The organism is Coprococcus sp. OM04-5BH (assembly GCF_003482105.1).
In the GTDB taxonomy this organism is placed as follows: Bacteria; Bacillota; Clostridia; order Lachnospirales; family Lachnospiraceae; genus Coprococcus.
On record NZ_QULM01000001.1, the window covers coordinates 785,596 to 809,121 of the forward strand.

General features: G+C 41.1%; 19 protein-coding genes. 16 read left to right on the forward strand and 3 right to left on the reverse strand.

Annotated elements, in window-relative coordinates:
* Positions 1-121 precede the first annotated feature (121 nt).
* Positions 122-874 (forward strand): hypothetical protein, encoded by a 753-nt coding sequence (locus DXB54_RS03355; protein WP_118694240.1) that lies wholly within the window; start codon positions 122-124, stop codon positions 872-874.
* A 136-nt stretch (positions 875-1,010) separates the two neighbouring features.
* On the opposite strand, the gene DXB54_RS03360 is transcribed toward DXB54_RS03355, so the two are convergent.
* The gene (locus DXB54_RS03360) at positions 1,011-1,652 is read right to left on the reverse strand and encodes a hypothetical protein (RefSeq protein ID WP_021938888.1); all 642 of its coding nucleotides are present in this window, start codon (positions 1,650-1,652) and stop codon (positions 1,011-1,013) included.
* 143 nt (positions 1,653-1,795) lie between these two features.
* Positions 1,796-2,866 (reverse strand): pyridoxal phosphate-dependent aminotransferase, encoded by a 1,071-nt coding sequence (locus DXB54_RS03365; protein ID WP_118694241.1) that lies wholly within the window; start codon positions 2,864-2,866, stop codon positions 1,796-1,798.
* Positions 2,867-3,132: 266 nt separating this feature from the next.
* Here DXB54_RS03365 and DXB54_RS03370 point away from each other — a divergent pair, with 266 nt between their 5' ends.
* The 12 genes from DXB54_RS03370 (at position 3,133) to DXB54_RS03425 (ending at position 20,081) form a co-directional block, all read left to right on the forward strand.
* The gene (locus DXB54_RS03370; RefSeq protein ID WP_118694242.1) at positions 3,133-6,699 is read left to right on the forward strand and encodes a DUF5717 family protein; all 3,567 of its coding nucleotides are present in this window, start codon (positions 3,133-3,135) and stop codon (positions 6,697-6,699) included.
* 73 nt (positions 6,700-6,772) lie between these two features.
* Positions 6,773-8,083 carry a DUF5716 family protein gene (locus DXB54_RS03375; RefSeq protein WP_021938885.1) on the forward strand — a complete coding sequence of 437 codons (1,311 nt, stop codon included), beginning with the start codon at positions 6,773-6,775 and terminating at the stop codon, positions 8,081-8,083.
* Positions 8,055-8,891: a hypothetical protein gene (locus DXB54_RS03380; protein ID WP_021938884.1), complete on the forward strand. Its 837-nt coding sequence runs from the start codon at positions 8,055-8,057 to the stop codon at positions 8,889-8,891. Before DXB54_RS03375 ends, DXB54_RS03380 begins: the two co-directional genes overlap by 29 nt.
* Positions 8,892-9,021: 130 nt before the next feature.
* Positions 9,022-11,661 carry a valine--tRNA ligase gene (locus DXB54_RS03385; protein WP_118694243.1) on the forward strand — a complete coding sequence of 880 codons (2,640 nt, stop codon included), beginning with the start codon at positions 9,022-9,024 and terminating at the stop codon, positions 11,659-11,661.
* Between the two features lie 179 nt (positions 11,662-11,840).
* On the forward strand, positions 11,841-12,146 hold the full coding sequence (locus tag DXB54_RS03390) for a rhodanese-like domain-containing protein (protein WP_021938882.1): 306 nt from the start codon (positions 11,841-11,843) through the stop codon (positions 12,144-12,146).
* Between the two features lie 309 nt (positions 12,147-12,455).
* Positions 12,456-13,613 (forward strand): THUMP domain-containing class I SAM-dependent RNA methyltransferase, encoded by a 1,158-nt coding sequence (locus tag DXB54_RS03395; RefSeq protein WP_021938881.1) that lies wholly within the window; start codon positions 12,456-12,458, stop codon positions 13,611-13,613.
* Positions 13,614-13,831: 218 nt separating this feature from the next.
* A complete protein-coding gene (locus DXB54_RS03400; protein WP_021938880.1) occupies positions 13,832-14,431 on the forward strand; it encodes an XTP/dITP diphosphatase in 600 nt (199 codons plus the stop codon).
* Complete coding sequence (locus DXB54_RS03405; protein WP_118694244.1) at positions 14,412-14,924, forward strand: metallophosphoesterase family protein; 513 nt, start codon at positions 14,412-14,414, stop codon at positions 14,922-14,924. Before DXB54_RS03400 ends, DXB54_RS03405 begins: the two co-directional genes overlap by 20 nt.
* 220 nt (positions 14,925-15,144) lie before the next feature.
* Positions 15,145-16,536 (forward strand): 23S rRNA (uracil(1939)-C(5))-methyltransferase RlmD, encoded by a 1,392-nt coding sequence (gene rlmD / locus DXB54_RS03410; protein ID WP_118694499.1) that lies wholly within the window; start codon positions 15,145-15,147, stop codon positions 16,534-16,536.
* Between the two features lie 473 nt (positions 16,537-17,009).
* Positions 17,010-18,275, forward strand: a complete 1,266-nt coding sequence (locus tag DXB54_RS03415; RefSeq protein ID WP_118694245.1) for an RES domain-containing protein — start codon at positions 17,010-17,012, stop codon at positions 18,273-18,275.
* A 512-nt stretch (positions 18,276-18,787) separates the two neighbouring features.
* On the forward strand, positions 18,788-19,798 hold the full coding sequence (locus tag DXB54_RS03420; protein WP_147361008.1) for a hypothetical protein: 1,011 nt from the start codon (positions 18,788-18,790) through the stop codon (positions 19,796-19,798).
* Positions 19,799-19,919: 121 nt separating this feature from the next.
* Entirely contained in the window at positions 19,920-20,081 is a 162-nt protein-coding gene (locus DXB54_RS03425; RefSeq protein WP_118694247.1) for a cysteine-rich KTR domain-containing protein, read from the forward strand.
* A gap of 261 nt (positions 20,082-20,342) precedes the next feature.
* Here the strand turns inward: DXB54_RS03425 and DXB54_RS03430 are convergent, their stop codons facing one another.
* Positions 20,343-21,056, reverse strand: a complete 714-nt coding sequence (locus DXB54_RS03430; protein ID WP_021938875.1) for a TraX family protein — start codon at positions 21,054-21,056, stop codon at positions 20,343-20,345.
* A 188-nt stretch (positions 21,057-21,244) separates the two neighbouring features.
* Here DXB54_RS03430 and DXB54_RS03435 point away from each other — a divergent pair, with 188 nt between their 5' ends.
* The 3 genes from DXB54_RS03435 to DXB54_RS03445 all read left to right on the forward strand — a co-directional run bounded on the left by DXB54_RS03435 (position 21,245) and on the right by DXB54_RS03445 (position 23,403).
* The gene (locus tag DXB54_RS03435; protein WP_243104731.1) at positions 21,245-21,493 is read left to right on the forward strand and encodes a hypothetical protein; all 249 of its coding nucleotides are present in this window, start codon (positions 21,245-21,247) and stop codon (positions 21,491-21,493) included.
* Between the two features lie 378 nt (positions 21,494-21,871).
* Positions 21,872-22,558 (forward strand): response regulator transcription factor, encoded by a 687-nt coding sequence (locus tag DXB54_RS03440; RefSeq protein WP_118694500.1) that lies wholly within the window; start codon positions 21,872-21,874, stop codon positions 22,556-22,558.
* Positions 22,546-23,403, forward strand: coding sequence for a sensor histidine kinase (locus tag DXB54_RS03445; RefSeq protein WP_118694248.1), 858 nt, complete (start codon positions 22,546-22,548; stop codon positions 23,401-23,403). Before DXB54_RS03440 ends, DXB54_RS03445 begins: the two co-directional genes overlap by 13 nt.
* Positions 23,404-23,526 lie beyond the last annotated feature (123 nt).

The following is a 23,526-nucleotide window of genomic DNA, read 5'->3' on the forward strand; positions in this document are numbered from 1 at the left end:
CTGAAATAAATTGTTTTGCATGAACCTTTTTTGAGTACTCTAAAAAGTGCAAATTTCCCACCACCCCATAACCGTATAATCAAGAAAAAGTTGATAAACAAGTTATGGGAGGATGAAAGAAATGAGTACTAACGACATTAACAATTCAAACAATACAAACGGACAGGGAGTATCCGGTACATATGGTTCTATACCGACACCGAATACAATGTATCAGAACAGCCAGTATCAGAATACTGGATATGCAAATACTGGATACGCCGCCGGCGATTATCAGGGCTACGGATATCAGAACACATCATATACCGGAGCGGCGTATAACAACAGCACAACACAGGATGGCGGATATTCAGGCACACAGCCATCAAAGGATGTCTTCAAGGATGTATTTGTTGAGGAGACAGAGAGCGTAGTTGCTACACTTGATAACAGCTATGTCAAGAATATGGTGACAGGTCAGGGTGTTAAGAAAGATCAGGTAGTGCTGTCGGATAAGAGATTGTATTACAATCACAAAAAGGGGATTATTGATACTTCTGCTTCAAGAGAATGTGTGAATGTAGATGATATTACAGGAACCAAGATTGCGAATACAAGCCGTGTTGGTTTTTTGATCAGCGCGGTGGTGATATTCATAATCGGACTCATCATCAGATCAGCAGTCCCTAAGAGTATGAGTGGTGTGGTATTGGCATTGGCAATAATGATACCACTGGCATATATCATTGGATTTTTCATCACAAAGAATAAGTACCTCTTTGTTGAATATGCAGGTGGTCAAATAGCTTTAAAGGTAAAGCTCTACGGCGTGGATAATGTAATTGCATTCCAGAAAGCAATATACAAGACCAAGGCTAAGAATGCTCACAAGTAAATAGAAGATATGCGTAAAACGTATACAGACAAGCAGGGAGATATAACCCGCAGTGACCATAGTGAATACGTGTCACCAGGGCTATATCTCCCTGTTTGTCGTCATGATTGTTTACTACCTGGATTACCTGACAGTCTTACAGCACAGAATATCCATAACTGTTAACAATAGCCTCGATCTTCTGGCCTGCCTTACACATAGGACACTCCTCATGAGGGTATGTCTTGTAATCAGGAAGATCCTTTGAGTTGAACAGTGAATGAACAGGATAACCGTCTACTTCTGCTGTAGCTGAGAATATCGCTGAAATGCCTGAAATAGTACCGCCGTAATACTCAATACACTCAAGGCTCTTCTTGATAGTTTTACCTGTTGTGGCTGAAGCAAGGAGAAGAAGAACATTCTTGCCCTTGATCATAGGCTGGAGGTTGTCACGGAAGATGAGCTGACCTGAGCTGTGAACCTCAGGAGTTACAATGTATATGGTCTGGTGCTGGTTCATTGACACGATACCATTTGCAGTAAGTGCGTCTGCAAGATAAGCACCGATGACCTCTGTGCCATCCATACATACAATAGTATCAACTATTGTAGATGAAATATATTCTGTTGCCATTGCACGGGCAGCAGCCAGAGCCATCTTTCTTCTGACCTTGATGGTTGTCATATCAATGTACTGATTGATGTGTGAGTGGTTGGTGGCGAAATGGCCATTTACAACCTTGATGTCTAATGAATTGTTATAAGATGATGTAACTTTGATTGGTTCGAATTGCATGTTATTTACCCCTTTCTTATTTGCACGACTCGTAAAACGATTTCGTTTTTTTTTTTTTTTTTATTTATTGTAATGATGTCCGTGACATCGTTACGCTGCAGCAACCCTTGCCGTAGGCAATTTCTAATGGTTGCTGCTCTACTTTACACAATCTCAAGGATTGTATTTACCAGAAGGTCATTCTGCTTAGGATTCATGAAGCAGAAGCGGATGTACTTGTTGCCAAGGCCGGCCATGTCGGCGCAGCTTCGTATGTATAATCCCCGGTTCGCACAGTGGCTTACCACATCTGCGGCAGTGATGTCCGGCTTCAACAGCTCCACAAGCATAAAGTTCGCCGCAGGCCTTATGAGCCTGATGGATTTTCTTGCAGAGAGAGCAGAGCACACAAGGTTACGCTCAGTGGTTATTACTTCTGCAGAACGGGATATGTAGGAAGCGTCCTTGAACATATCAATTCCGGCTAACTCGGCAAATCTGTTGATGGAATAAGGAAATCCTGCGATCTCCAGAGTTTTCTTGAATACCGCATTTGAAGTTATGGCATATGCAAGGCGGAGCCCCGGCACAGCAAAGAACTTGGTAGTATTTCTCAGGATGATCATGTTGTCGTATTCATTTGTCAGTGGGACGGCTGTCTCATTCTGCCAGTTGGCACAGAAGTCCATGTATTCCTCGTCAACCACCAGGAAGATATCATTTCCGGTGCAGATCTTGCAAATGAAGTTCATTGATTCCCTGTCAATAAGCTTTGATGTGGTTCCGTTTGGATTGGAGATGAAGACCATATCAAGCTCTTCGCTTAAGTTAGATATAAGGTCGGCGATATCAAGGACGAAGTCGTCCTCTGCCTTGGTTTCGTAGTAAATTATCTCACAGCCGTTTAGCTTAAGCAGCTTCTCATAATTGTGAGAACCGGGAGTGATGAGCAATGCTTTCCTAGGCGAATTGAATTCAATAAGCAGCTTGATAAATTCATAGGAACTGCTGCCGATGATAATATTTCCGGCAGGAGCACCCACATAAGAAGAAATGCTGTCCTTAAGCTCCGTGTAATTGTTGTCGGGGTATTCAGACAGTGCGTCAATATGAGCACTTACAACATTCTTCACAGAATCCGGAATCCCCAAAGGATTCATGTTCAGATCGTATCTCACGGTCTCATAGCTCGCAATGAGATTTTCTGTAGACAGATTTGGCGTACCCTTAACCATAAAAAACCCTCTTTCTGCAATGTATCGCATCTTCATGTGAGAAAAGTTGATACATTTCTAATTATAATGTTTAAAAAATTACCTTCTTTTGTTATAATCACTTTATACGTCTGTATGTAATTATACAGATTATAAGGTCTAAAAACAAGTCTAAGACCTGTTTTAATGTAATGGCAACGGAAAAAGTGCAACATGTCTGCATGTCTGCATTGGGCGACTGCCGATATTAAAAAACGGGGTGACATGTTGGTTCAGGAGATTTTGATATGAAGGCGATTGTAGAAGAATATGCCAGGGGCGAGTTCGAGGTCAAGAGACCTGAGGTAGAGATATCCGTGGCAAGACTGGCTCTTGAGGTAGAGACGGGAACCCTGTACAGGGGTTCATTCACAATTAAATCTGCAAATGACATGAATATAAAGCTTATGGTATTTGACAGCAGATACCTTATAGATTTCAAGAGTCATACCTTTGTGGGCAGGAAGAATGAGATTGCCTTTTCTTTTAATGCGGAAAATATTGAACCGGGAAAGACATTTGTGGGTAATATAAATGTGGTCTCAGACGGCGGTGAGTTCAGGATACCTTATAACATTGAGGTGGTTGAACCGATGATCACCGTGGGAGATAAGAAGATAAAGGATCTGTTCCAATTTGCTGCATTTGCAGAGGAGGCACCGGGCGAAGCCCTTACGGTGTTCCTTGATGATGACTTCAAGAGAGTGTTCTTAAAGGACAAGGACATGGAGGCAAGGGCATACCACAGCCTGAGAAAATGTGTGAACATGGAACAGGCTATGGAAGATTTCCTTGTGTACACCCATAAGAAGAGGGCACTTACACTGCAGGCGGCAGAGAAGGAGATCCTTATCGAAATGCCAACTGAGCTTGTGAGAGCCAGTATCAATATAAGCAAGAATACCTGGGGATATGTGAAGGCTGCCGTAAGGAGCGACTGTGATTTCCTTATGCCGGAGATGAAGGAGATCGATCGTGACAGCTTCACAGGCAATAACTGTAAGCTCACATTCCTTATTAACCCTGACAGGATCAAGGACGGAGTAAATACCGGCAATATCTACGTTGAGAATCCGTATCAGACCATCTGTATCAAGATAGGAATAAAGCTTCCGGATACAGAGAAGATTGCTCCGAAGGTCAGAGAGATGAACCTGATTGTGAAGAGGGATGAAGAGGCAATAGTCAGGGCATATATAGATTTCAGGACTGACAGGATAGATTTGTCTAAGTACATAGATACCACCAAGATATGTCTTGTTGAACTTCTCAAGTTCAGACCCGAGATGAAGTTATACAGGCTGGGGCTGCTCCATATGAACATCCTTGAGGGAAGGATCGAGTATGCAAAGCATGAGTTTGAGAGGATAGACAGTGAAAATCCCGAGAGAAAAGATGGAGATATGGAGAGGTGCTATTACAGCTACCTTAAGGCACTGGTTACCAGGGATGAAACTGTCATTAAAGAGACTGCAGCTATGACCAGAGAGTGTTTCAGAAGCAACAGGGATAAATTGTTTTACTTCTGGATACTTCTTTTTATAGATATAAGATACACAGAGGACAAATGGACTTTATATGAGGACATACAGACTCTGTACGATATGGGAATCAACAGTCCCATTATATATTTTGAGATATGTGACATGTTCAACAAGCAGCCTCTTATGTGCAAGCAGGCAGGGCTTCTTGAGATATCGGCCATAAGATGGGGCATGAGGCATGACTTTATTTCCGAAGATGTGTTGATGGAGTATATCAAGGCATGTGGAAGACTTAAGATTTTTGATGAACATGCATTTAAGCTCCTTGAGGAGATTTATGAGGTTCATAGGTTCACTGAGGCTCTTAATGTAATCTGTGGTATCCTCATAAGAAATCACAGGTATGACATGGCATATCATGAGTATTACAGTAAGGCCTTAGAGGATAATCTTAAGTATATCGGGCTTAACGAGTGCTTCCTTAAGAGCATGGACAAGTCCAGATATGACCTTATACCTGAGGCGATACTCAGATACTTCTTATACAAGAACACCCTTGATGAGAAGGAACTGGCATACCTTTACGCCAACATAATCATGAACAAGGAAGCAAATGGCAGTGTATATAATGAATATACACCATCCATGACTGCCTTCATGGAGAAGATGATAGTTAAGGGAGAGGTGAGCGATGATCTCACAGTGATCTATGATGAGTTCTTAGAGCCTGAGACCGTCAGCGAAGAATTTGCCCCGACCCTGATAAATATAATATTCAGAAGAAAGTTTGTATGCAGGAATAAAAACATAAAGACAGTGATCGTAAGCCATGGGGAACTTAAGGATGCCCAGGTGGTAAATGTTAAAAACGGTGAAGCCTATGTGGAGATTGTATCAAAGGATGTGGTGCTCACACTCCTTGACGGCAGGGGAGGCAGGTATGCCGGATCTGTGGGATACAGGCTTGAGAGGATCGTGGATGAGAAGAGCTATATGGATATCTGCAAGGAATATAATTTCAAGGATTACAGATATCTGTTATGTGCATACAACAACATTGACAGCTTTGATAATAAGGATTCAGAACATATAAATATTGCCAGAGACATAATTGCCTGTCCTGAGCTTTCAGACAAGATCAAGCAGCAGGCTGTAAGACAGATGATCAGCTACTATCATGAGAATTATGATGGTGAGATACTGGCGAAATACATGCTTAAGCTGGATCTTGACTATGTTAAGCCTTATGACGCCACAGAGCTTACAGAGTATATGGTAGAGCTTGACCTTATGGACATGGCATTTGACATGGTGATGAGGTTCGGCTATATGGATGTGGCAGTGGAGCCGTTGGTGAAGCTTGCGGAGTATGGCATAGGCAGCAAGAAGTACGAGGATACCAGGGAGCTGATATCCATGTGCGTATATCTCTACAAGAGAGGCTACGCAACGAAGAACATTCTTTCTTTCCTTGGAAACAACTTCAACGGTTCCACCACGGACATGGCAGATCTCTTCAAGAGCGTAAGCAATACCTACAGAGATATAGATATGCTGGCAGAGAATATCCTTGCCCAGAGTATGTTCGCAAATGGATATACGGAATCCATATATGATATATTTGATGTGTACTACAAGGGCAGGAGCAGAGGCATGGTCATAAAGGCCTTCCTCAGATATTGTGCCCACCAGTACCTTATAAAGGAACAGAAGATTCCTGCGAATGTCATGGAGTGCCTGTACTGTGAGATAGAGAAAATGAACATTACAGACGAGATATCCAGAATGGCACTGCTGTATTTCTTCAGCAATTGCGGAGGACATTACAACAGGGAGCAGAAGGAATGGATCAGAAAGAATGTGAAGGCATTTGTGAGTGCGGGAAAGATACTCCCGTTTTTCCGTGCCTTTGTAAGCTTCGTAACGCTGCCGGGAGACACAGACTTCAAGACCTATATAATATTCAAGGGTGAGAAGGACATGTCGGTATGGATCAGCTACAGCTTCGGAAATGAAAGCGTTAATATGGCGAAGTACAAATCCGAAAGGATGAACGAGATAATACCGGGAGTGTATGTTAAGGAAGTGGTTGTATTCCATGGGGAAAATCTCGTATATTCAATAGATTGTGATGAGAGCGGCAGAAGCTCCATAGTGGAGAGTGAAGCATTGAAGAATAAGCCACTCGACAAGGGAAGCAGCAACAGATTTGAGCTTATAAACCACATGCTCATAAGTCAGGAAACAAGAGATGACCAGGCCCTTATGGAGGCCATGGAGACATATCTTAACAATATACATTTCTTCGAGGAGAACCTGATCATATTGTAGGCAATGTCACGAGACCATAAGGGTAGCATGGTACAGATATTTTAGCAAACAGAAATTTGCAGGAGATAGATAAATGGCGGAATTTTCATTGTATCTCGGCATGGATATAGAGCCGGATCATACACAGCTTAGTTATTACAATATACAGAAGAGAGAACCTGAATCTGTAAGTGATACTGCAGATGAAGCTTCCTACCTCCTGCCTAATACCCTGTATGTGGCAACAAAGACCGAACAGACAGAGGGGGAGGCCGACAGGAAATGGTATGTGGGAAGCCAGGCGGTGAGACGGGGTATAGACGGCTCAGGTATGCTGGTGGATGATATATACAACCGCGTCATGTTGAATGACGATGTATGGATAAATGACAAGAAATACAGAGCCAGGGATTTATTTGTCAAGATGGCAAGGCTCCATCTGGAGGAGTTCCTAAAGAGCTTTGATGAATATACCATTGAGAAGCTGGTGGTCACAGTTGCAGACACAGATCCTTATATAATAGATGCTTTAAGGAAACTGAGGATAGAACTTAAGCTTGATGAGGAACAGTTTGAGATACAGGGACACGAGAGAAGTGCTGTGTATTATATATTCCATCAGCCTGAGGTACTTAGAAACAACAGCGTGGCATTATTTGACTACAGTAAAAAAGGACTGTTCTACTATAGCTTAAGCCAGCAGAGAAACAGATCTCCGTACAGGATAGAGATAAGCGAGGCTGATTTCTCAGACAAGATGTCCGGGGATGGTCAGGCTGCTGACAAGGAGGATCTTGACGATCTCTTTTTAGAGGTGGTTAAGGAGACTGTCACACTGGAGAACATTTCTTCTGTATACCTTACAGGTGTGGGCTTTGATGGTGACTGGATGGAGAGATCCACCAATTTCCTGTGCCAGGGCAGAAGAGTATTTGCCGGACAGAACATGTACGTGAAGGGCGCCTGCTACAGAGCATTTGCAGTACATGAGAAGAGAGATGTGCTGGACAATTACATCATCTGTTCAGATACGGTAGTGATGTATGACGTGGGTATCAACCTTATGGACAATGCCAATTCCCTGTATATCATCTCGGAAGCAGGCAGGGAATGGTTCAATACAAGAAATAAGATCAGCATTTTCTTAGACGATACAGACAGACTTGATATAGTATTCAGAAATATGCTGACAGGAGATAAGACGGTCCAGAGTATGCAGATTGCAGGCCTGCCTAAGAGACCGCCGAAGACTACAAAGATATCACTTGAGGTGGAGTTTTATGACAGCGAAAGCGGAGCCATGATAATAAGGGATGAGGGCTTTGGTATGCTCTATCCTACCACGAACAAGATATACAGGAAGGAATTCGATTTGCATGGGGAAGATAATAGTATGCAAGACTAAAACTGCAGATGATCCTTATATGTTCCTAAACACTAAGGTGTCGGTCTATTCCTATGAAGAGCTGTGTTACTATATATACAACAACATGGTGCTGATCGGCAGGGATGATGTAACGGAACGGCTTGCCATGTGGATAAGGAAGGAACTGGATATGCCGGAGCTTGCGGGAAGGCTTGAAAGTCTCATGGAGAAAGAAGCATTTACCCAGGATATTCTTATTGAAATAATCACCGCCGGCAATTATTATGGAACAGACGAGATACGTGCCTTCATGAAGGAGTGCCAGAAGATAAGGGGATATTCAAAGTACGAGCTTTTAAAGGTAAAGGCTGACGGCTACTGCCGTTATAAGCATTATATAAAGGCTGGAGCTATGTATGATGAGATAATAAAGAATTTTCCTGAGTCCCAGGGCACGGAGGTGTTCCTCGGAAATGTATATCACAACAAGGCTGTGGTGTTGTCCGGAAATCTCCAGAGGGAGGAGGCGAGACAGTGCTTCCTTAAGGCATATAAGCTTAACCACAATGAGGAGTCACTGATAGAGTATCTTTATGTGACAGCCGTTACTGTGGATTCTGCCACATTAAAGAGGGAGATCAAGAGACATGGTATGCCGGAGAGCTTCTTCGATGATGTTATGATGGAGATCGCTGACTGCAAGGATGATGTGGCAGAGATGACCATATATAATAAAGTCCAGAAGGCGGTGTATAATAAGCTTCATGGAAATATTTCCGACTATGACAGACGAGTGGACAGCGTTCTTACGGAGCTTAAGGACGATTTCAGAAAACAGCTGGCATAGTGACAATTTGCAGATATAGATTTATAATGCAATATGCATAAATATTAAAGAAGGTGTCACAGACATTATTATAAAGAAAAGCACGCCATAACTTCGTGAGCCGTGCCATTAGATAGAAAGGATGCAGATTATGAAAGAACTAGAAAAAACCTACAATCCGGCGGAGATTGAAGACAGACTGTACAGGAAATGGGAAGAGAAGAAGTATTTCCATGCAGAGGTAGACAGGAGTAAGAAGCCATTTACAATAGTAATGCCACCTCCAAATGTAACAGGACAGCTTCACATGGGACACGCTCTTGACAATACAATGCAGGATATCCTCATCAGATTTAAGAGAATGCAGGGATACTCAGCATTGTGGCAGCCGGGAACCGATCATGCCGCAATAGCAACAGAGGTTAAGGTTACAGAGAAGCTTAAGGCCGAGGGAATAGATAAGAAGGAGATCGGACGTGAGGCATTCTTGAAGCATGCCTGGGCATGGAAGGAAGAGTACGGCAACCGTATCGTCAGCCAGCTTAAGAAGATGGGTTCATCCGCCGACTGGGATCGTGAGAGATTTACCATGGATGAGGGCTGCTCAAAGGCCGTTACAGAGGTGTTCTGTAATCTCTATGAGAAGGGCTATATCTACAAGGGTTCAAGGATCATAAACTGGTGTCCTGTATGTAAGACATCTATCTCAGACGCTGAGGTTATACATGAGGAGCAGGAAGGACATTTCTGGCATATCAACTATCCTGTAGTTGGAGAGCCGGGAAGATTCGTAGAGATTGCTACAACCCGTCCAGAGACACTTCTCGGTGATACAGCCGTAGCTGTAAATCCTGATGATGAGAGATATAAGGATATAGTAGGAAAGATGTTGGAGCTTCCTCTTACCGACAGACAGATTCCTGTTATTGCGGATCCGTATGTTGACAAGGAGTTCGGAACAGGCTGTGTTAAGATTACACCTGCCCACGACCCTAACGACTTCGAGGTAGGAAAGCGTCATAATCTTGAAGAGATAAATATCTTGAATGATGATGCCACCATTAACGAGCTAGGTGGCAGATATGCCGGAATGGATCGTTATGAGGCAAGAAAGCAGATGGTTGCAGACCTTGACGCTCTGGGACTTCTGGTTAAGGTTGTTCCGCACAGCCATAACGTAGGTACCCATGACAGATGTAAGACAACTGTTGAGCCAATGATCAAGCCTCAGTGGTTCGTACGTATGAAGGAAATGGGTGAGGCTGCCCTCAAGGTAGTTAAGACAGATGAGCTTTCATTTGTACCTGAGCAGTTTGACAAGACATATATCCACTGGCTGGAGAACATCAGAGACTGGTGTATATCAAGACAGCTCTGGTGGGGACACAGAATACCTGCATGGTACTGTGCAGACTGTGGTGCAACAACAGTAAGCAGACAGACACCTTGCAAGTGCAGCAAGTGCGGAAGTGCAAATATAACACAGGATGAGGATACCCTTGATACATGGTTCTCATCAGCATTATGGCCATTTTCAACTCTCGGCTGGCCTGACAAGACTCCTGAGTATGATTACTTCTATCCTACAAGTGTGCTTGTAACAGGATATGACATCATCTTCTTCTGGGTAATCCGTATGGTATTCTCAGCCCTGGAGCAGACAGGAAAGAGCCCATTCAAGCATGTGCTTATCCACGGCCTTGTCCGTGATGATCAGGGACGTAAGATGAGTAAATCCCTTGGAAATGGTATCGACCCTCTTGAGGTTATCGACAAGTACGGTGCAGACGCACTCCGTCTCACACTTATCACAGGTAATGCACCCGGAAATGATATGCGTTTCTACTGGGAGCGTGTTGAGAACTCAAGAAACTTTGCAAATAAGATATGGAACGCAACTCGTTTCATAATGATGAATATGGAGAAGGCAGACTTCTCACAGGTTAAGTTAAGCGACCTTACCATTGCAGACAGATGGATCCTTTCAAAGGTAAATGACCTTGCGGTAGCTGTAACAGAAAACCTTGACAAGTACGAGCTCGGTATTGCTGTTCAGAAGGTATACGACTTCATCTGGGAGGAATTCTGTGACTGGTATATAGAGATGGTTAAGCCAAGACTCTACAATGATGATGACACCACAAAGGCAGCAGCTCTCTGGACGCTCAAGACAGTCCTTATAAATGCGTTGAAGCTTCTGCACCCATACATGCCATTTATCACAGAGGAGATCTTCTGTAACATTCAGGATGAGGAGGAGTCTATCATGATCTCCAAGTGGCCTGAGTACAAGGAAGAGTGGAGCTTCAAGGCAGACGAGGAAGCTGTTGATACCATCAAGGCAGCAGTCCGTGCCATCAGAAATCTCCGTACAGGAATGAATGTACCACCAAGCAAGAAGGCTTCGGTTTATGTAGTGTCAGAAAAGTCGGAGATAAGAGACAGGTTCGAGGCTTCAAAGAACTTCTTCGCAACCCTTGGATATGCTAATGCTGTATATGTTCAGGAGGATAAGACAGGAATAGATGCAAATGCTGTATCAACAGTTATCCATGATGCAGTGCTTTACATTCCTCTTGCAGAGCTTGTTGATATCGACAAGGAGATCGAGAGACTCAAGGGCGAGGTTAAGAAGCTTGATGGCGAGATAAAGAGAGCTTCAGGCATGCTTGCAAATCCTAAGTTTGTTGACAAGGCACCTGCAGCAAAGGTTGAGGAAGAGAGAGCTAAGCTTGCAAAGTATACAGAGATGAAGAGCCAGGTAGAGGAGAGACTCTCACAGCTTATTTAAGTTTATTAAAATCACAGGAAACACGGACACTTTGACTTGCCATGTGAACACATTAAAATCGCAGGAAACACAGAGTGTTTGGGTTTAAGATGCAGGCACATTACATTTTTCCGGGAATATTATAATATCATGCACCCCGTATAATAGGAAATCACGTTGACTGAGAGGTTCTTGATGTTATGAGATTCAGAAATATTCCCATAAGGAACATCATATCAGAGGCCATGAATACAGGTGGTATCATAATTGATGTTCGGACCAAAGCGGAATTTGATTCGGGGCATATACCTCTTGCCCTGAATGTTCCTTTAGATACAATAAAGTCAAAGAATTACAGGCTGCCGAAAAGCAAGACCCTGCTGGTGTATTGTATGCATGGAGGAAGCAGTGCTGTGGCTGCCAAGCGGTTATTTGATGACGGCTATGATGTTGTTAATGCCGTGGGCGGATTGAAGCAGTACAAGGGAGCACTCAGCAGATCGTAAAGTAATTATGCCAAAATTATTGCTGCAATGATCTTAAAATGCAAAGTATAAATTGCAGAGCTGTAATGACAATGGTTTAAATAGGGAAGTATAAATTGCGGAATTGTAATGACAATGGTTTAAAGAGTGAAGTATAAAATATAGAAATGTCATATATGAGATGTTCGGTATGTATAAGATCATGTGATATGACATTGATAAACAGATAAATTAAGAATCCGGGCTCTGTAATATATTCTCCGGTGTAGGGAAGGTGTGGAGCCTGGATTTAAGGTTTTATTTTAGAACTTGATCAGGAGTAAATACGGGATGATAGATAATTTAGACAGAGTGGAGCTTATTGCTCCCTGCCATTTTGGTCTGGAGTCAGTACTGAAGAAGGAAATATTGGAGCTTGGATACGAGATCGTGTCTGTGGAGGACGGGCGTATTACATTTGCAGGAGATGTGGAAGCAATAGCCCGGGCAAATGTATTCATAAGGACCGCAGAGAGGATCATGCTTAAGTGCGGAAGCTTCAAGGCAACCACATTTGACGAGCTCTTTGAGGGGACGAAGGCGATACCTTGGGAGAATATACTTACCAGGGATGCGAAGTTCTGGGTTTCAAAGGCAACCTCCAACAAGAGTGCATTATTTTCACCATCAGATATCCAGTCCATTGTGAAGAAAGCAATGGTTGAGAGGATGAAGCAGACCTACCATGTGAACTGGTTCACAGAGGAGGGGGCGTCATATCCTGTCCGCGTATTTATCTTCAAGGACATAGTTACCCTGGCAATCGACACCTCGGGAATATCTCTGCACAAGAGAGGCTACAGAAGGCTGGTAGGTAAGGCACCGATCTCAGAGACTCTGGCGGCTGCTCTTATTATGCTGACACCGTGGCACAAGGACAGAGTGCTGGTGGATCCTTTCTGCGGAAGCGGAACATTTCCAATAGAGGCTGCCATGATCGGGGCAAATATCGCACCGGGAATGGACAGGGACTTCACCGCAGCGGAGTGGGTGAAGATCGGAAATAAAAAGATGTGGTATGAGACCATAGACGAGGCTCATGACATGATAGATAATGACGTGAAGATGAATATCCAGGGCTACGATCTGGACGGCGACATAGTGAAGTGTGCCATGGAGAATGCCAGATGTGCAGGCGTGGACAAGCATATTCATTTTCAGCAGAGGGATGTTAAGGATCTCAGCAATCCTAAGAAGTATGGCTTTGTAATGACCAATCCACCTTACGGTGAGAGACTTGAGGAGAAGGAAGCCCTTCCGGAGTTGTACAGAACCATTGGTGAAGCCTACAGAAATCTGGATAGCTGGTCAATGTTCCTGATCACCTCTTACAAGGATGCTGAGAAATATATAGGCAGAAAAGCCGACAAGAACAGGAAGATATACAACGGAATGATAAAGTCCTATTTCTATCAGTTTATGGGACCGAAGCCACCGAGAAGATCATGACATGAAGAGACTTTGGCAATGGCTATATAGGTGAAGACGACATGTCATAAATTGACATTGTAGACAGCACCTGTGATGGGTGTGAAAAATGGCGTTGCAGGTGACATTTATGAGAATGTGTGATAGGTGTAAAAAAGGCGTTGCAGTCGGAATTTATGATATCGTGTGATGAATCACATAATGGATGAGATTTGTGTTGGCGTAAGAAGGAGAAGCGTATGAAGAAGCTAATATTTGCAACAGGGAATGAAAATAAGATGAAAGAGATCCGCATGATCCTTGCGGACTGTGGCTATGAGATACAGTCTATGAAGGAAGCGGGAATAGACATAGATATAGTTGAGGATGGAAAGACATTTGAAGAGAATGCCATAATCAAGGCTGAGGCTATCAGAAATGTGGCAAATTGCCTTGTACTGGCAGACGATTCCGGCCTTGAGGTTGACTATCTGGACAAGGCACCGGGAATATATTCAGCAAGATTTATGGGGGAGGATACATCCTATAGAATTAAGAACAAGGCTATCATAGACAAGCTTGAGGGAGTTCCTGACAGCGAGAGGACAGCCAGGTTCGTATGTGCCATTGCGGCAGCATTTCCGGATGGCAGGACAATAACAAGACGCGGAACCATAGAGGGAATAATAGGATATGAAGAGCGTGGCGAGAATGGATTTGGATATGATCCTATCTTCTTCCTGCCGGACAGAGGTGTGTCAACAGCAGAGCTGTCACCTGAGGAGAAGAACGAGATAAGCCACAGAGGAAATGCACTTAGATTGATAAAGGAAGTAATCGATGAAAATTCTGATAATTAGTGATACTCATGGAAGACGAAGCAGCATTGTAAAGGTTGCTGAGAAGGTGGGTGAGGTGGACATGGTGATCCATCTTGGAGACATTGCCGGAGATCTTGATTATGTGGAGGAAATGTTCGATTGCGAGATCCACATGATCGCAGGAAATAATGATTTTATGTGTGGACTTCCACGGGAGGAAGAGCTTGAGATCGAGGGAAAGAAGGTATTCATAACCCACGGACATTTGCATAAGGTGGGCTTTGGAACTGACGATCTCTATGAGCTTGCGGTGAGGAACGGCTATGACATCGTACTGTACGGACATACCCATGTCCAGAAGGTGGAGAACCGCAATGGAATATACATTGCAAATCCCGGCTCGCTGGCACTTCCGCGGGACGGTGCAGAGGGTAAATTCATCCTTCTGGAATTCGACCAGAACGGAACACCATTCTTCGCAGAAAACTCATTAAAGAGAGAGTACAGATCCTACACTGATTGGTTCTTTTAAAGAGAGAGTACAGATCCTACACTGGTTGGTTCTTTTAAAGAGAGAGTACAGATCCTACACCGATGGATTCTCTTAAGGAGAGACTATTTAGTGGAAAGTAAGGGGCAGCCCAGTAAGCTGCCCCTTTGTTGGAGATAGATACAGGTTGTGACTTGGATTATGACTTAAATTAATGTAATGGGAAAACAAGTCAGGATTACAGTATATGGAGGATACAGGATTGAAGAAGCGTGACATAATAACAGGAACTATTGCGGAATATGATTTCCCAAACAAGGGAAGCTTCATGTGTGGCGATAGAAAGGTTACAATAAAAGGGGCACTTCCCGGACAGGAGGTAAGTGCACAGGTAATAAAATTAAAGAGCGGCCGGGCAGAAGCAAGAACCTTGGAAGTCCTCAAGCCGTCACCTCTTGAAGATAGTAAACCGGTGTGCTCACATTTCGGTCAGTGTGGAGGCTGCAGCTATCAGACCATGAGCTATGAGAACCAGTTGAAGTTGAAAGCCGATATGGTGAAGAAGCTTTTAGATGGGGTGATAAATACAGAAGAAAATCCATACAAATGGGAAGGGATAATTGGTTCTCCTGTTACATCCGGATATAGAAATAAGATGGAATATTCATTTGGAGATGAATATAAGGATGGACCCCTTGCCCTTGGACTTCATAAGAAGAATAGCATGTACGATATCGTCCAGATGGAAGACTGTGATATCGTCAGTCCGGATTACAATGCAATCGTAGATTACACTGTGAAGTTCTGTAAGGATAATGAACTCCCATATTACAGGAAGATACAGCACACAGGGCTGCTCAGGCATCTTGTCATAAGGCAGTCATACACTTCAAAGGAACTGCTCATTAATCTTGTGACAAGTTCACAGAATATAGAAGCAATGGATCTTGACGAATATGTGGCAGGACTTCTTCGACTTGAGAAATCCGGCAGCCTTTCAGGAAAGATTGCCGGCATACTCCATACCACAAATGACTCAATGGCAGATGCAGTAATATGTGAAAAGTTAGACGTGCTGTATGGAACAGAGTTTATTTACGAAGAATTGCTGGGACTTAAGTTTAAGATTTCCCCATTCTCATTCTTCCAGACAAATACTGCCAGTGCTGCCAGACTCTACAGCAAAGCCAGAGAGTATGTGGGAGACACAAAGGATAAGGTCATCTTTGATCTGTACAGTGGAACCGGTACTATTGCCCAGATGCTGTCTGCCGTTGCCAGGAAGGTAGTAGGAGTTGAAATAGTCTCTGAGGCTGTGGATGCTGCCAGGGCAAATGCCGAACTGAATGGACTGGACAATTGCCAGTTCATAGCAGGCGATGTGCTCAAGGTTATTGATTCCATAACAGACAAGCCGGACATAATAGTACTTGATCCGCCTCGTGACGGAATAAATCCCAAGGCACTGGAGAAGATCATTGCCTACGGCGTTGACGAGCTTGTGTATATAAGCTGTAAGCCAACCTCCCTTGCAAGAGACCTTGTGACTCTGCAGGAGAGAGGTTATAGGGTAGTAAAAGCTTGTGCTGTGGATCAGTTTGTGAATACGGTGCATGTGGAGAGTGTCGTGTTGATGTCAAAAGACGAGAAGTAAATGTAAGAAAAAGGCTTGAAAACAAGGGATTTCCGAGGTGAAGCAGATTTTGGACATTGGGCAACACGACCGGAAAATGAGAAGTTTGCTGTTAGAGGGAACATATCTACATGAAAAAATGGCGGAGGGTTGAGTTGACAGCTTGTAAAATGGGTAGGTTGAGTGGATAGGTTGGATATTTGCAGGTCGAGTTGACAGGAATGATAATTTGAAGCAAAAAATGGGAGATTTGGCACCTTGTAGCGATATGAGGTGCCGTTTTTGATAGTTATGTGGGAGCAAGAACGGGAATATGAAGAAATTTTGCAGATGTATTATTCGCAAAAGATATCGGTGATGGTGAGAGAGTTGAGATGATACGCTTTTAGAGGTAAAATAAAAAGGATAGAAAGAGTGTGATAAGTTAGGAAGAATGGAATAAAGGCCATCAAGAAGGTTGCTATTGTTGACTGTAAAAGAGGGGAGATTTAGATATGTCATATTGTTGTGAGGAATGTTTTTCAAACGAAGCGATTAAAAAATTTATTCAGGAAAATAGTAGTATTGTGGGAGAGTGCGAATATTGTGGTTCGCATAATGTATCACTAATATCACCAAGAACATTAGGGGAGTATATTTGTTCATGTTTAGAAAAAGCATATGAATATATAGATGAAGGCACCGGGGCTATGTACGATAGTGAAGACGAAATGTATTTAGGACCAGATGGAAAAGAGGCAACAGTATATTCAGTTAGAGAAATATTGATGGAAGAGGAGGTATTTGCAGATATTACAGACAGTGATGCGCTGCTTGATGAATTATTTTTAGGGTTATTATCATATGAAGAGCAAAAGGATGGGGCTTATAATCCTTTTTATGATATTGATATAGAATGTTTTGTAGTTAAAGATGATTTATATGGTTTAGAGGCAACACAAATATATTATAACTGGGAGTTATTTAAGCATACAATTAAACATTACAATAGATTTTTCGATGTAGATGGTCTTGAAATTCGCAACAAATGCTTGGAAAAAATAAACACATATCTTTATGATTTTATTACGGATATCGATATAGGTACGATATTCTATCGTGCGAGAGAGCAGGATGATTCTATTAAGGATATCACTGGAATAGATCCATATAAAGAGATGGGTCCCGCACCATATAATAAAGCAAAGACAAATAGAATGAGCCCTGCAGGAATATCATATTTATATGTTGCAGGAGACAAGGACACTGCGTTTGCTGAGTGTCGTCTTAATGGGAAAAGGGCAGTTGTAGCTGAGTTTAAATTAAAGGATTCGTTACAGATTATTGACTTTTCAAGAAGTTCTTTTTATTGGGCAGGAAGTATTTTTGAAGATGATTATAATCATGATGGGCGGTGGATATCTTCATTTTTGAAAAGTTTTGTGAATGAAATCACAATGCCAGTTGATGATAAAGTGGAAGATCACTCTTACGATTATGTTGCGACACAAGTAATCGCAGAATATTTGAGAAGCAAACATTATGATGGAATATGTTTTAAAAGTAGTGTTAGTGAAGGAAAAAGTTATGTATTCTTTTGCGGACCAGATACAGAACATATTCACGATGCGTACCCGTATCCATTTGGTGATCCATATTTATCTGATATGCTTCCTATTTTACAGTCGTTTACAAAATGCTTTGATTTAAACTATATTGAGGTGATTGATGTTTTAAATGATGGAAAAGCTGGCAACGTGATAGAAAAGAGAATGTTATAAGAATAATTTATGGTTTGCTTATGAAATTGAAATGTAACAAAAAAGATGTTCCAATCTAAATATTATGAATTGAAATAACGGTCAAAATATAGCCTTGTGGATGGAGCGATAACTCTAGCACTCAAAGTTGTCTTAGTTCTTGGTGGATATCAAAGCGGAAATCTCAGAAAGTCGTTCATGGCGTTTGCGGTAAACGTAAAAACGATAGCATCCATTCAAAAATTGTACCAATCTGGACACCCAATATGGCTTGCGAGTTAGAGGAGGCAAGAATATATAGATAGTTATTGGCGTACCATCTCACTGGCTTGCGTACCATAAATTGATACAATGCACCCTTTGAGCGTTGAGGGTTCAAATTTAACGATTACCCCTACTCAAAAAACGATAGTGTGCATTTGGGCAGAAATGGCGGATTTTTCAGTCTCATGATGATTGAAGTGTTGTTGTATAAATTTAGGTTTGATATTATAATTAATGATACATAATAACACATCTGGACTTGTGGGGATATGACAGAATATGAGATGTTGCGTTTGGTAATAGATTTTTACAGAAAGGATACAAAAATGAAGGATTTGAGATTTGATGATTTATATTCTCCAGAATACTATATGGATGTTCCTGGAAACGATGGGAGAATCGCAATAAAGAAGTTTAACGATGCAAGAGATACGATGGCAATGGCTCATTTTTCATTGTCTTATATCGAAGATATACCAAGTGATGAATCAGGGAAAAACTTTGCAAAGACATTACATATTCGTCATGCGATTGAAGACTTAAATAATTCTTTTGACTTGTTGCTACAAATTCCATGGTTTTATTATAGGATATGGGTAGAGTTTAATCGAGGGGCATCGCTTCAAACGAGACAGTTAAAAAATAAAAATGAGATAATAAGAAATACGCAGGATTGGGTGCTGTTGGCTGAACGAGATTGTGAGTATAGGAAAGTTATGGCGTACTTACAGACCACATCTAATCCACTTGAAGCAAAAATAAATTCATTCTTTTCTGTCTATATTGAAGGCACTAGTAAGTTGTTTACAGTACGTTCACTGTGTAATGCGTTAAAACATAATCACGCCTTAAGTTTTGAAGAATTATATGAACCATATGATTTTTGGTTAAATATAAATGGAAAAAAAATCAATTTACGGGATGAACATATAGAGGTAGGATTCAAACAGAAAATTTATGAAAAAGATAATACTGATATTGAGGTAGGGGAAATTAAATATGATTATACAGATGATTTCTCTATAGATTATGAATATGCGCAAGGGGAAATTTTCAGATACGAGGATTGTACTGATGAAAAATATCGCTTTAAGATTCATGATGTTTATAAAGAGTGTTGCGAGTATTTTGATGCACTTGTTGATTTGTTTGAAGAAGTATATAACCAAATTCATCCACAGATTAGTTTGCTTCCGACACTTGTTGGAGAGAATGGAAAGCCTAATATCAAATCAAGTGAGGACAGTATTAGTATGAACGATTATTTTACTGTAGTGTAGGAAAAAATTTATAATAGAACAGCGTTAGAGCATTTATGTGTAAAAGCATAAATGCTCTTTTTTTGTCTCTTCAAGGACAAAGAACAAGAAAGCAGCTTTTGGACAATAGCGAGGTGTTGAAATGGAAAAAATAGAATGGATACTCTGTCCTGTTTGTGGCAATAAAACTCGTAATCAAATCAGAGAAGATAGAAGTATTAAGTCTAAAGCTATGGAAACAAGTGATAAGATAATTTACTATGTTACAAAGCACTCAAAATTTATGGCTAGTGTAGAAGTGTAAGGTGTTTATTTTTATTCAGAAGAACCGGTATGGGATGACTTGGAATTCATCAAAAATAAAACAAAGTGGGGATCACAAGTACAAGGCAGTTTTAGAAAATTAAGTGAGCATGATTACAATGTTATTGCTAATGAAATAAGAAAAAGAATCGAAAATGAATAAACTTATTAAAGTAGAAGGGGCTGTGAAATAACAGTCATCTACGCAAAAAGAGGACTTTTCGTTCATTTTAAAAGAAAAGTCCTTTTTAAAATTTCATATTCAAATCTTAAGACACATTCTTATAATTCCTAAAATCAGCAAATGTACTGGATAAAAAAGATAATTAAACCACTTATTCTGTTTTCCACGTTCTCCATTATAAGTAAGTGTCAGGCCAAATCCAAGCAAAGCCCATGGTTCTTTGAACATGGAAAGATAGGAAAATGGAATCGCAAGTGCCTGTCGGTCATGAAAAATATAACAGAAATATCCAATCAGCACCGCATGGTGTTCATAATCTAATCCCAGATTCATTGCAGCAAAGCACAATACTGCCACAATGAGAAATGATACGAAATACCATAAAGCTTTCGGCAATGCTGCCATCTTTTCCTTGAGTACATCAATCAGCCAGATCATGGCAAGCACCAAGGCTAACGTAAACATAATATTGTTCCAGTTGGCTTCAAAAAATGTAGCTGTTGTACACATATCAAAAGGAATTTCTGATATTACTCCAAATACAAGAAGTGTAATTAAATACTTCCATTTATTTTTTGTGTGGAAATAGCCTTCCACGAGAAGGAAGATGAATATTGGAAATGCGATTCTTCCTAAAATATCAAAAAAGTCACTCAACCGATTCAATGCTCCTCCATCCAAATTCGGATAGATTAACGCTTTGTTTGTGTGATCGATAAGCATAGATAGAAAAGCAATGTATTTAAGCTGCGCCCCTGAAAATATTTTTATTCTTTCTTTTATATTGTTCATAAAAAATAGTCCTTTTTTTAATTTCTTCAATTACATTCACTTATTGGGTCATCTTTACCCACCCCACTGGATATGGCGAAAAGGAACCGTTGAATAGTAGGAAGCTAAGATTGTGATAACTCTATATTACTATAGTTGTTTTGAAAAAACCATATAAAAGAAGAGTTTATTCGAAATGTGCTGATGAGATGGAAGAATTAAGACAAAAAAAGCAACTGCTATTGGTGGAGCATGCGGAGTCTTTGAGGAAGCTTGTCAGACTTTTAGAATATGAGAACAGATTGCTAAAAGAAAAATTGAAAAAAGAAAATATTCCATTTGATGAAGTCAATCCATTTGAAGAAACTATAGATAATGTGGAAGAGTATGATCCTGACCGGGGAGAACGTATTGTTCATGGCAAGAAGCAGAAAAGCGGAGTTTCAGATACCATTTGAACGACCAAAGATGAAAACGCTCCTGCAGAGTATCAGTATCTCAGTATGCTTCTGATGATGTAGCTGATCGGATGGGATTGATAGAATGATTTACACCTCATGGCTGATTTGGTGGCTGTGGGGTTTTTTTAGTGGTGTGAATATCCATTGAAATATATGTTTTCAACTGTTAAAATTGGGGATGGAGTAGCAATGAGGATGAACCATTTTGGATGTAGAAAAAAACATAAAAAAATATAGGTACGGATTAAAAAGGGATTACAGATGAAAAAACAGTTGGTACTAAAAGAAGATATAATCAATAAATTACAGTTGTTGAGGGTTTAACGATATTTATAGGAAGATGTAATGGAAAGACAGAATTTAGGAGAGCCACCTATGACGAATGAAAAAAAGTGCATCTATATTATTGAAGATGATGCAACCATCAATCATGGTATAGAGCTTACTCTGGGAAATGAAAAATATGAATATCGGCAGTTTTATTCCTTAGGTGAGGTTGAAGACACAGAGCAGGCAGATCTTATCATTTTGGATATTAATTTACCGGATGGGAATGGATTTGACTTTCTAAAACAGTTAAGGAAGACTTCTGACGTACCGGTTTTGGTTGTGACCGCAAACGATACGGAATTGGATGAGGTGACAGGTCTTACCCTTGGAGCGGATGATTATGTGACAAAGCCATTTTCCCTGATGGCACTCAGGCTTCGGGTGAATAATCTTTTATCAAGGGCGTTAGCCGGGAAGCCTTGTGATGTTCCGAACCGATATGAAAAGCATGGGTTATTGTTTGATTTTGACAATCTGATATTCAAGAAAAATGATATGGAGATTGAATTAAGCAAGACGGAAATACGACTGTTAAAGTATTTTACGGAGAATGAGGGAATTACCCTTTCCCGGGAAAAGCTGATTGATTATGTATGGCAGAATCAACAGTATGTGGATGAAAATGCCCTATCTGTCAGCGTGAAAAGATTAAGAGATAAAATAGAAGGTTCTGGAGAAAAGATAATCCATACGGTATATGGTATTGGTTATGTCTTTAAATGGGAAGAATGAAAATTAGAAGAAATGAATACGAGATTTTGAATCAAATGTTGGATGATGCAATTGCAGGTACCTTTGAGGAAAATTGCTTTGATGAAAGCGAGCTTTCAAAATTGCAGACAAAGCTTATGCGGTATCTGTCTACTGCATCCATGTCCGAGAAGAAGATTCAGGAAGAAAAAGACAATTTAAAGGAACTGATTACGAATATTTCCCATCAGACCAAAACACCTCTTACCAATATACTGATGTATTCGGAGCTTTTAACAGAGGTGGCAGCTACCGAGCAGGAGAAGGAATATGCCGGTGAGGTTTTTGCTCAGGGAAAGAAGTTAGAAAGCCTGATTGAAGCATTGGTAAAAATGTCCCGCCTAGAAACCGGTATTTTTCAATATCAGAAAAAGGAAACTGCATATCGGGAAATTATCCATAAGGCAGTGGAACAGGCACTTCCAAAAGCATCGGAGAAGAATATTTCCATTCTTGTAAGGGACGTGGGAAGGTACCGCTCCTATGTAGATGAAAAATGGGTAATTGAAGCAGTCTATAATATTCTGGATAATGGGATTAAATATTCCGGAGAGGGTACTACCGTTTATATTGAAGAATTCTCTTATGAGTTTTTTTCGGGTATCCGGATTACAGATCAAGGTATCGGTATATCAGAGGAAGAAATTCCTTTGTTGTTTGGAAGATTTTACAGAGGAAGATCCGCACATGACAAAGAAGGAATTGGTGTTGGATTGTTTCTGGCACGGGAGATTGTAGAAAACAACGGAGGCTATATCAAGGTCACTTCACAAGTGGGAACGGGTTCGAGATTTGATGTCTGTTTTCCAAATATTTCAACATTGTAAGATTTGAGAAAGAATCTGGAAAGAAGGATAAGCTATGCTGGGTATGAAAAACAGATACCCGGCATTGTTTATTTTATGAGAAGCGTATTTCTCATAATTTGTGGGAATCAGAAAGGAAAAGGG